Source organism: Bradyrhizobium diversitatis, from assembly GCF_016031635.1.
GTDB classification, from domain to species: Bacteria; Pseudomonadota; Alphaproteobacteria; order Rhizobiales; family Xanthobacteraceae; genus Bradyrhizobium; species Bradyrhizobium diversitatis.
Map to the genome: position 1 here is coordinate 31,655 of NZ_JACEGD010000052.1, position 9,637 is coordinate 41,291.

Genomic DNA, 9,637 nt, shown 5'->3' on the forward strand with positions numbered 1-9,637 from the left:
ATCCGCGCGATTAGCGCAAGCCAAGGCCGCGGGCGATGATGCCGCGCAGCACCTCGGTGGTGCCGCCCTGGATGGTGAGTTTCGGCGCGGTCTTGATGGCGAAGTCGAGCTGCCGCTCCAGCGTCTCGCGGTTGCTCGCGGTCTCCTCGACGAAGGCGGCGAGGTCGCGCACGCGGTGCGGAAGCTGCTGCTCCCAGACCGTGCCGATGTCCTTGACGATGGACGCTTCGACCACCGGCTCCTTGCCGGCTTCCAGCATGCCGGCAACCGAGACCGACATGCGCCGCATGGTGTGGAGTTGCGCCACCAGCCGGCCGATGCCCTCGGCGCTGCGCGTGTCCGGATTGGGACCGACTGCGCGGACGAGCTCGGTCAGTACGTAATAGGTTTCGAGGAAGCGCTCGGGGCCCGAGCGCTCGTAGGCGAGCTCCGAGGTCGCCTGCTTCCAGGCGCCGTCGACCTCGCCGAGCACGTGATCATCAGGGATGAAATGGTCGGTGAAGACGACCTCGTTGAACTCGTACTGGCCGGTGATCTGGCCGATCGGGTTCACCTTGATGCCCGGCTGCTTCATCTTGACCAGGAACTGCGTCAGGCCGTGGCGGCGGTTTTCCTTGGTCGGCGGCGAGGTCCGGAAGATCGCGATCATGTAGTCTGCGATGTGTGCCGATGAGGTCCAGATCTTGGTGCCGTTGATGAGATAGCCGCCATCGGTCCTGGTCGCGCGCGTCTTCGCCGCAAACAGGTCGGAGCCGGAGTTCGGCTCGCTCATGCCGATGGCAAAGCAGACCTCGCCGCGGCAGATGCGCGGCAGGATCTCCATCTTGATGTTTTCAGGGGCGTATTTCAGCAGCACCGGCCCGCTCTGGCGGTCGGCGACGAAGAAGCGCCGCGTCGGCGCGTTGGCGACGCGCATCTCCTCGGTCACCACGTAGCGCTCGAGGAAGGAGCGTTCCTGGCCGCCATACTTTTTCGGCCAGGTCATGCCGAGCCAGCCCTTGGCGCCGACCCGGCGGGAAAATTCCGGCGCGTCGGTGTCCTCGCGGTTGGGCTTGTGCGGGTCGAAGGTGCCGGCGGCGATTTCCTCGGCGAGGAAGGCGCGCACTTCCTTGCGCAGCTGTTCGCACTTCTCCGGCAGGCGGATCGGATCGAAACGGAGGGCAGCGGTCATTGTGTCTCGTCTCCTGATCAGCGCGACGCCACGAGCGGCCACAATTCGTCGGCGCCGCGGTTTGCGACCAGCCTGCCGAGCTCGACGGCCCAGTAGCTTTCCGAGCCGAAATCGTCGCGCCAGGCCAGCGCCCGTAGCGAATAGCGGTGCAGGATGTGCTCCATGGTGAAGCCAATCGCGCCGTGGACCTGATGCGCGATGCCGCCGCCTTTCTCGGCTGCTTCCGCGCAGCGGATCTTGGCGGAGGCGGCTTCGAGATAGACCTCGTCGTTGAAGGATCTTGCGTTGGCGATCGCGTCGGCGGCCGACGTCGCCGCCGCAAGCGCCGCGGCGGACTCGCCGGCAAGGCGCGCGAGATTGTGTTGCACGGCCTGGAATTTCGAGATCTTCTTCTCGAAGGCGACGCGCTCGTTGGAATAGCGCACGGAGATATCGAGCATCGATTCCAATGCACCGGCGATCTGAAGGCTGCGCGCGACGCCGCCCATCAGCATCAGGGTGGTCTGGTCGCAGCCCTTCGGCGCGGGCTTGATGGCGACGGGCTGGACCTTGTCGAGCGTGACGGTATCGCTGTGGTCGTAGCCGACATTGAGCCCGGCCTCGATCCGCGTCCTGGCCGCATCGACCAGCGCGATGGAAACACCGTCCTTGCCGTGCGCCAGCACCGCGAAGTGCCTCGCTGTCTTCGCGAACGGCACGCCGCGGGCACGTCCGGAGAGCGCGCCATCGGCATCGAGGCTGATGCGGTCCTTCGGCGAAGCCGGCAGCACCGTCATCTCGCCTTCGGGCGATGAGATCCTGGCCTGCGCCAGCAGCCACCCCGCCAGCATGGTCTCGGCCAGAGGCACCGCGACCGCGAAACGGCCGGCGGCGTTCAGCAGCGCAAAGCCATCGGCGAGGCTCGCGCCGGAGCCGCCGAGATCATCGGGCACCCAGGACAATGGAAGGCCCGCCTCGCTCAGCGCCCGCCACAGCGGCGCCTGCCATGAATCCTTCTTGTCGTTGTTGATGGTTTGCGGATCGGCGAGATCGGCGAAGATTTTCTCCGCAGTCTCGACGACGATATTATCACTCTCCGCCACAGCGTTCCCCGTGTCTTGCCATTGGCGCATCCCGTTCCGTAGGCGGGTGCGCGGTCTCTTCTTGCGCCCGATGATCGGAAAAAGCCATGGCCCTGACAAGCGTTGACCGCAGGTCAACCTGCGGCGCGGGCATGGGCGCAAGGGCCAACAGGAGGCTAATTCCGCTTAGCGGAGTTTGCTCGATTTGCAGGGCGCGGCAAACTCGCTAAAGAGGACGCCAACGTCAGAACAGGGGAAGGAATTCGGGATGGCAGAGGACAATCTGTGCGCAATCGTGACAGGATCGGCATCCGGCCTCGGCGCGGCGACCGCGGAGATTTTCGCGCGGAGCGGGGCGCGGCTCGTCATCAACTATTCGTCGAGCCAGAAGGACGCCGAGGCCACGGCCGAACTCTGCCGCAAGGCCGGCGCGGCGGAGGTCCTTGTCGTGCAGGGCGACGTCTCAAAGGATGATGATTGCCGCAGGATCGTAGCTGCCGCTGCGCCCTGGGGCCGGCTCGACGTGCTCGTCAACAATGCCGGCACCACCAAGCATGTCGCTCACGCCGATCTCGACGGATTGTCGGCGGAGGATTTCCAGCGGGTCTACGGCGTCAACACCATCGGCCCGTTCCAGATGGTGCGCGCGGCGCGCAGCCTGCTCGAGGCGGGCGCGAAGGCTTCGGGGCGTCCGTCCGCGGTGGTCAACGTGTCCTCGGTCGCCGGCATCAGCGGTGTCGGCTCGTCGATCGCGTACGCCGCGAGCAAGGGCGCACTCAACACCATGACGTTGTCGCTGTCGCGTGCGCTGGCGCCGCTGATCCGCGTCAACACGGTATGCCCCGGCTATATCGACACGCCCTGGTTCACCAAGGGCCGCGGCGAGGCAGGGGCCAAGCAGGTGCGCGACAGCGTTGTCGCGAGGGTGCCGCTGAAGGTCGCCTCGCGCGCAGAAGACATCGCGCAACTCGTCTGCTTCCTGGCGATGCCGGCCTCCAGCAACATGACCGGCGAGGTCGTGCGCATGGATGCGGGGATGCACTTGATTGCGTGATTGGGTGTCTTGTCGCTGTGACGCTCCAATGGTGCGGCCAACACGGGTGTCATCCCCGCGAACGCGGGGATCCATAACCACGGGGAGGAGTTGCTGCGCGACTCTGATCACTCCGAGTCTTCGCCAAACTGCTCCCTGTGACTATGGGTCCCGGATCGGCGCGCGCTTGGGGCGCGCTTGTCCGGGACGACACCGAGTGTGATCACCCCTTGATCACGCCGCTCGCCACCAGCCGGTGCCAGATGAACAGCACCACCACGGCGCCGATCGTGGCCATGATGAAGCCAGCGCCCTGGTCGGGGCTGTAATGGCCGATGGCCTGGCCGATGAAAGTCGCCAGAAATGCGCCCGCGATGCCGAGGATGGTTGTGAGGATGAAGCCGCTCGGGTTGTTCGGTCCCGGCGCCAGCCAGCGCGCGATGAGGCCGGCGACGAAGCCGACGACGATGATCCACAACAGGCCGCCCATGCTCATGAGTGTGCTCCCCTTCCCGAGAACGCTTCGAGCATGATCCGGAGAAGTGTGTCGCGGTTCTCCGAATAGATCATGCTCAGACCAAGAAGTTCAGATTCGGCCCGAGATTTCGTTCTCGGTCGGCAGCCGTCCGTCCGGCGTCAGATGGTCGATCACCTGCGGCAGATATTGGCTGAGGCCGGAGAGCAGTTCCTCGCGTGACAGGCCGCTCTGGGCGGATAGGCTGTCGATCTGGTCGGCGCCGAGCGCGCTGGCGAGATCGCCCGGTGCGATCGGCTTGTTCTCGCCCCTGCCGACCCAGGAATTCGCGGCTTCGCCCTGGCCGCCCTGCTGGAGCTGGTTGAGGAGATCACCGAGCCCACCGCTGAGCACGGTGCCGGCCGCGCCGCCCGCGAGCAGGCCGCCGAGGCCACCTTTGAGCAAATCGCCGAGACCGCCGCCGGGGCCGCCCGCATTTGCCTGCGTCGGAGGCGGTAGCGGCGACCGCGGTTGCGGGGCAGGCGCCGCACCGGGCTGCTGGCCTGCCGTCAAATGCTTGAATGCCTTCCAGGCGAGCAGGCCGAGCAGCGCCATGGTCATCGGCGACATGCCGCCGGAGGATTTCTCGGAGCTCGGTGTGCTCGGGCCGCGCGGGCCGTTCTGCATGCCATTGAGGACGTCGAGTAGACCCATGGTGCTCTCCTTTGGCCTCTGGTTCGGCGAGCGCTCGCCGCTGACTGCCCCCGGAGCGAAAACATATGGGGCACGCATGACCGTTACAAGTCGGATGCACCGCGATTGGTTGCCGGCCTGGCCTCTGCTATCGAAGGCGGGCCGTTCAGGTTGAGCAACGCGAGTTATGACAAATCGACCGATCGTAGTCGCCGGCGCGGGCGCCATCGGCTGTTTCGTCGGCGGCATGCTGGCGGCCGCCGACCGCCGCGTCGCGCTGCTGGTGCGGCCGCGGGTGAAGACCGAGATCGAACGGTTCGGCCTGCTTCTGACCGATTTCGACGGCTCCGAGAAGAGGCTCGGTGCGGGGCAACTGGCGCTGTCGGAGGATCCCTCGATCTTCCACAGCGCCGGCATCGTGCTGGTGACGGTGAAGAGCGCCGACACCGCCGCTGTCGCCGAGCAGATCGCGCAGCATGCGCCTGAGGATGCCGTCATCGTCTCGCTTCAGAACGGCGTCGGCAATGTCGCTGTGCTGCGCGAGCGGCTCGGCGGCCGCCGCGTGCTGGCCGGCATGGCGCCGTTCAACGTGATCGCGATGGGCGGGGGCCGCTTCCACCGCTCGACCTCCGGCGACATTCATATTGGGGAGGATGCGGAGAACACGGCCGGAAAGCTCTCGGTCGCCGGCCTCACGATGCGCGCGAGCGGCGACATCACCGGGGTGCAATGGGGCAAGCTGATCATCAATTTGAACAATGCGCTCAGCGCGTTGTCGGACTTGCCGCTCGCCGCGCAACTGGCGAACCGCGACTGGCGCAGATTGTTCGCCGACCAGATGGCCGAGGGGCTCGCCGCGCTGAAGGCGGCCGGCATCGCGCCGGTCTCGGCGACGCCGATCCCGATGAGCTGGTCTCCGGCCTTGCTGCGGCTGCCCGATGCGATCTTCAATGCGATCCTGGGACGCACGATGAAGATCGATCCCGAGGCGCGCTCCTCGATGTGGCAGGATCTGAAGCAGGGCCGCAGGACCGAGATCGACTATCTCCAGGGCGCGGTCATCGCGCTCGCCGAGCGGAACCCGCCGACGGTCATGAACTCGCCCGGCTACGACAGGCGGTTGCAGGAGAGCAGGTCGCAGTTGGGTGGTTCGCCGACGGTAACGGAGCCTGCGAGTACGCCGGTGGCCAAACCGAAGCAGGGCAAGAAGAAGCGCACGAACTGACGCTGCATTCTCCGCTGTCGTCCCGGATCTGCGCTTACGCTTGTCCGGGACGACAGCGGAGTGTTTGGCCCCAGTTCAGCCCTTCTTCGCGGGCTTGCTCGGGGTCGGGTTGAACAGCTTCTTCAGATCGTTCAAGCTTTCCGATAGCCGCGGCCATTCGCAGGAGAACGAGCCCTTGGTGCAGGGCGCGCCCTTCGGCCTCGGGCCTGCTGCCTGCTGGACCTTCGGCCGCTCGACCGGAATAGGCACGCGCTCGACTTCGGTTCGCAGTGCAACCTGCTGAAGCTGCTGCACCAATTGCTCTTGCTGCTCGCGCTGCTGGCGAGCGGTGGCCTGGGCCGCTTCATTGCTGCGGCGCTGGCTGGCGAGATAGGCGGTGTAGGCTTCGTCGATCTTCTTCTGTTCCTCCGGCGTCGGATTGGGGCCGGCGATGTCGAAGGTGCGATCCTGAAGGAAGTCGTAATAGGAATAGCCGCCGCCCGGCTTGCGGCGGCCGGCAAACTTGGCGTTGCAATCGGCAAGCGCGGCAGTCTTCTCGGATTTGGTTGCGGCCTTCTCGGCGGCGTCGGCGCATTCCTCGAAATCGACCGGCGCGCGTTTCCACCATTGCGCCTCGGCGTGCGCATGCGTCAGCAGGAGAGACCCTGCTGCGGTCACAAGAAACAGCGCCGCACGACGCGATGTAGCCACGGCCGACATTCTACGAGAGCATTCCTTGCAAGACTCAACCCGAACTGAGTCGAGACGGATTTTTGCCCCTTTATCGCCGCCTTGTCACCCATGGAACTCGGAAATTTCATGGCTGCAATGCTGACATTTTGTGCTTGACGTGGCGCCGGAGTCACCGCGCCCTGCCGGCAGACTGTTACACTCATGCCGTGAGCGCCTCACTCCCGAGGCGTCGCCAAGAAGACGAAGTGGAAACGCCTGATGCTGCTGCCCCTGTCCGACGTGCCGCGCTGGTACGCTGAACGCAAACCGCATGGCACGATCGCCATCCGTCACGGGCAGGACACGCTGACCTGGGACGAGCTCGAGCGTGGCGCCAACCGGCGCGCCCGGGCGTTCGCGGCCAGGGGCGTCAAGCCCGGCGATTTCGTGGCGATCGGCTTGCCGAACGGCAACACGTTCTTCGAGACCTCCTTTGCGGTATGGAAGTGCGGGGCGACGCCGACTTCGCTGTCATGGCGGCTGCCGCGCGGCGAAGCCGCCGCGGTGCTCGATATTCTGAAGCCGACGCTTGTGGTCGGCGGCGAGGCCGACTGGAATGCGCCGAACCGGCTGGCTGCGGACTTCGTGCCGGAAGGTTTCTCGGACGAGCCGCTCAATGCGCCGGTGGCGCGCTACTGGAAAGCGATGACCTCAGGCGGCTCGACCGGCCGTCCCAAGGTGATCCTCGACCATCAGCCGGCGGTGACCGACACGGTCGCCGCGCCGCCGCTCAACATCCCCTTCGGGGTTTCGCTGCTCAATCCCGGCCCGCTCTACCACAATGCACCGTTCATCGTGTCGCATTACGCCCTGTTCGTCGGCGGCAAGCTCACCGGCCTTACCAAGTTCGATGCCGAGGAGACGCTGCGCCAGATCGAACGCGAGCGCGTGCAATGGGTCAATTTCGTGCCGACCATGATGCACCGGATCTGGGCGCTGCCGGATAACGTGCGCAACGCCTACGATGTGTCGAGCCTGCAGACGGTCTTCCACATGGCCGCGCCGATGCCGCCCTGGCTGAAGGAGAACTGGATCGCCTGGCTCGGGCCCGAGCGGATCTGGGAGCTCTATGGCGGCACCGAGCGCCAGGGCGCCTGCATCATCTCCGGCACGGAATGGCTGACGCACAAGGGCTCGGTCGGCAAGATCGGCGACATGGCGAAGCTTCGCATCATCGGCGAGGACGGCAACGATGTTGCGCCCGGGGAAACCGGCGAGATCTACTTCCTCAACAATGACGGCAAGGACGCCACCTATCACTATCTCGGTGCCGAGCCGAAGCGCCGCACTGATGGCTGGGAATCGCTCGGCGACATCGGCCGGCTGGATGCGGAAGGCTATCTGTATCTCGGCGACCGCCTCGCCGACATGGTCTTGCGCGGCGGCGCCAACATCTATCCGGCCGAGGTCGAGGCCGCGGTCTCTGCCTGCCCCGGCGTGCGCTCCTGCGTCGTGGTGGGCTTGCCCGATCCGGAATTGGGCCAGCGTGTCCACGCCATCATCGAGCCGGAGCCCGATGCCGACGGCCAGGCCATCGCCGACGGCATGGCCGGCTTCCTGAAGGACAGGCTGAGCCGCTACAAGCATCCGGAAAGTTTCGAGTTCGTCGGCGCTCCGCCGCGCGATGATTCCGGTAAAGTCCGCCGCACGCTGTTGCGCGATGAGCGCGCGGCGTGGATGAAGGAGGGGCGCGCCTTCCGGATCTTGCCTTCGAAGGCGCGGGCGCAGGTCGAGTAAGACAAACACGGAAGGACTGACATGACGATCACCATTGCGGCGAGCAGCGTGCCGAAGCCGCCGGCCGATATCATCGAAGGTTTCAGGGGCGCGCCGACGTCGGTGATCTCGGACAATCTCGCCCGGCTGCCGGGCGCGGTGGGCCTGAAGCCCTATCACCGCGGCGGCAAGCTGGTGGGGACCGCCTTCACCGTGCGCACGCGCCCCGGCGACAATCTCGCCATCCACCGCGCGCTCGACCTGGTCGGCCCGGGTGACGTCATCGTGGTCGACGGCGGCGGCGACGAGACGCGGGCGCTGGTCGGCGAGATCATGAAGAACATCGCGCAGTGGCGCAAAGCCGAAGGCTATGTCATCGACGGCGCCATCCGCGACGTCGCCGCTTTCGCGGCCGACGACTTTCCCTGCTTTGCGCGCGCGGTGATCCATCGCGGTCCCTACAAGAACGGCCCCGGCGAGATCAACGTGCCTGTCACCATCGGCGGCAGCGTGATCTCGCCCGGCGACATCGTCGTCGGCGACGAGGACGGCGTGGTGTCGTTTCCCGCCGCCGGCGCCGCCGCGCTGCTGGACGCGGTGCGCGCCCAGGTCGCCCGCGAGGAGGAGACGCTGAAGGCGATCCGCGAGGGCCGCTACCAGGGCTCTTATGGCAAAGCCTGATCAGACACGCGTGAAGGGGAGGGTGGTGTGAGCCAGAAGGACGAATTCCACAACGTCGACGATGCCAGCGATGGGCTGTTCCGCGAGCTCGCAAGCGGAGTGACGACGCGCATCTTCTCCGGCGAGCAGGCGATGCTCTCGGTGGTGACGCTGGCGCCGCATGCGCAGGGCACGCTGCATCACCATCCCGAGGAGCAATGGGGCGTGCTGCTCGACGGCTCCGCCATCCGCGTTCAGGGCGACGAGGAGATCCCGGTGAAGAAGGGCGATTTCTGGCGCACGCCGGGCAACGTGCCGCACACCATGCGCGCCGGCCCCGACGGCGCCCGGGTGCTGGACATCTTCAGTCCGCCTCGGCCAGAATACAGAAAAGCAGGGTCGGGTTTCGGAACGACCTGAAGCGCCAAAGAGCAAAAGCCGGGCGCGGAGACACGAGGGAGGGGACGATGACGATCACAAGACGGGCGCTGCTGACAGCGCCCGCTATTCTCGCAATCGCGCCATCGTCGGCGCAGGCCGGCAAGATTACGCTGGTGGTGCCGTTCCCGCCGGGCGGCTCGACCGACGCGATGGCGCGGCTGCTGCAGAGCAATCTGCAGTCGTCCGTTAAGAAGCCGAATTGAGCGGGGCCGGACAGGCGCGCGTGCGCCAGAGCTGGATCAGGAACAGGCACAAGAGTTCTCTGATCCAGGCGAGGATGCGGCGGAAGTTGTGGCCGACGGCTGAGAGGATGACGTTGGCCGCATCGCCGGCGCGGCCTTTGAGGTAGCAGCGGCCGAGGTGGCCATCGGTCTTCAGGTGTCCGATGATGGGTTCGATGGCGGAACGGCGGCGCAGCTCGCGCTTGATGACACCGAAGACGCCGCGCTTCTGGCCAGAGATGAAGATTCGG

Annotated in this window: 12 protein-coding genes; 6 read left to right on the forward strand and 6 right to left on the reverse strand. The window is 66.2% G+C overall.

Features of this window, described 5'->3' with window-relative positions:
- Positions 1 to 10: 10 nt before the first annotated feature.
- Together H1B27_RS35940 and H1B27_RS35945 are read right to left on the reverse strand one after the other, a co-directional pair.
- Positions 11 to 1,171: an acyl-CoA dehydrogenase family protein gene (locus H1B27_RS35940; protein WP_197969295.1), complete on the reverse strand. Its 1,161-nt coding sequence runs from the start codon at positions 1,169 to 1,171 to the stop codon at positions 11 to 13.
- A gap of 17 nt (positions 1,172 to 1,188) precedes the next feature.
- On the reverse strand, positions 1,189 to 2,253 hold the full coding sequence (locus tag H1B27_RS35945) for an acyl-CoA dehydrogenase family protein (protein ID WP_197969296.1): 1,065 nt from the start codon (positions 2,251 to 2,253) through the stop codon (positions 1,189 to 1,191).
- 247 nt (positions 2,254 to 2,500) lie between these two features.
- On the opposite strand from H1B27_RS35945, the gene H1B27_RS35950 reads away from it, so the two are divergent.
- Positions 2,501 to 3,286, forward strand: a complete 786-nt coding sequence (locus H1B27_RS35950; RefSeq protein ID WP_197969297.1) for an SDR family NAD(P)-dependent oxidoreductase — start codon at positions 2,501 to 2,503, stop codon at positions 3,284 to 3,286.
- Positions 3,287 to 3,488: 202 nt separating this feature from the next.
- Here the strand turns inward: H1B27_RS35950 and H1B27_RS35955 are convergent, their stop codons facing one another.
- Both H1B27_RS35955 and H1B27_RS35960 read right to left on the reverse strand, forming a co-directional pair.
- Positions 3,489 to 3,761: a GlsB/YeaQ/YmgE family stress response membrane protein gene (locus tag H1B27_RS35955; RefSeq protein WP_196236584.1), complete on the reverse strand. Its 273-nt coding sequence runs from the start codon at positions 3,759 to 3,761 to the stop codon at positions 3,489 to 3,491.
- A 90-nt stretch (positions 3,762 to 3,851) separates the two neighbouring features.
- Complete coding sequence (locus H1B27_RS35960) at positions 3,852 to 4,433, reverse strand: YidB family protein (protein ID WP_197969298.1); 582 nt, start codon at positions 4,431 to 4,433, stop codon at positions 3,852 to 3,854.
- Positions 4,434 to 4,599: 166 nt separating this feature from the next.
- Here H1B27_RS35960 and H1B27_RS35965 point away from each other — a divergent pair, with 166 nt between their 5' ends.
- Positions 4,600 to 5,637 (forward strand): 2-dehydropantoate 2-reductase, encoded by a 1,038-nt coding sequence (locus H1B27_RS35965; protein WP_197969299.1) that lies wholly within the window; start codon positions 4,600 to 4,602, stop codon positions 5,635 to 5,637.
- Between the two features lie 75 nt (positions 5,638 to 5,712).
- Here the strand turns inward: H1B27_RS35965 and H1B27_RS35970 are convergent, their stop codons facing one another.
- The gene (locus H1B27_RS35970) at positions 5,713 to 6,336 is read right to left on the reverse strand and encodes a hypothetical protein (RefSeq protein WP_197969300.1); all 624 of its coding nucleotides are present in this window, start codon (positions 6,334 to 6,336) and stop codon (positions 5,713 to 5,715) included.
- Positions 6,337 to 6,567: 231 nt separating this feature from the next.
- Between H1B27_RS35970 and H1B27_RS35975 the strand changes: the two genes are divergently transcribed.
- Genes H1B27_RS35975 through H1B27_RS35990 form a run of 4 tightly spaced genes read left to right on the forward strand, consistent with a single transcriptional unit; the run spans position 6,568 to position 9,368 of the window.
- Positions 6,568 to 8,085 (forward strand): AMP-binding protein, encoded by a 1,518-nt coding sequence (locus H1B27_RS35975; RefSeq protein WP_197969301.1) that lies wholly within the window; start codon positions 6,568 to 6,570, stop codon positions 8,083 to 8,085.
- A 21-nt stretch (positions 8,086 to 8,106) separates the two neighbouring features.
- The gene (locus tag H1B27_RS35980; RefSeq protein ID WP_197969302.1) at positions 8,107 to 8,745 is read left to right on the forward strand and encodes an RraA family protein; all 639 of its coding nucleotides are present in this window, start codon (positions 8,107 to 8,109) and stop codon (positions 8,743 to 8,745) included.
- Positions 8,746 to 8,772: 27 nt separating this feature from the next.
- Positions 8,773 to 9,144, forward strand: a complete 372-nt coding sequence (locus tag H1B27_RS35985) for a dimethylsulfonioproprionate lyase family protein (protein WP_197969303.1) — start codon at positions 8,773 to 8,775, stop codon at positions 9,142 to 9,144.
- A gap of 47 nt (positions 9,145 to 9,191) precedes the next feature.
- The gene (locus H1B27_RS35990) at positions 9,192 to 9,368 is read left to right on the forward strand and encodes a hypothetical protein (RefSeq protein WP_197969308.1); all 177 of its coding nucleotides are present in this window, start codon (positions 9,192 to 9,194) and stop codon (positions 9,366 to 9,368) included.
- Here the strand turns inward: H1B27_RS35990 and H1B27_RS35995 are convergent.
- Positions 9,352 to 9,637: transposase (locus tag H1B27_RS35995; RefSeq protein WP_197965649.1), on the reverse strand; the 286-nt coding region annotated here is incomplete at its 5' end. The two genes, H1B27_RS35990 and H1B27_RS35995, sit on opposite strands and share 17 nt — an antisense overlap.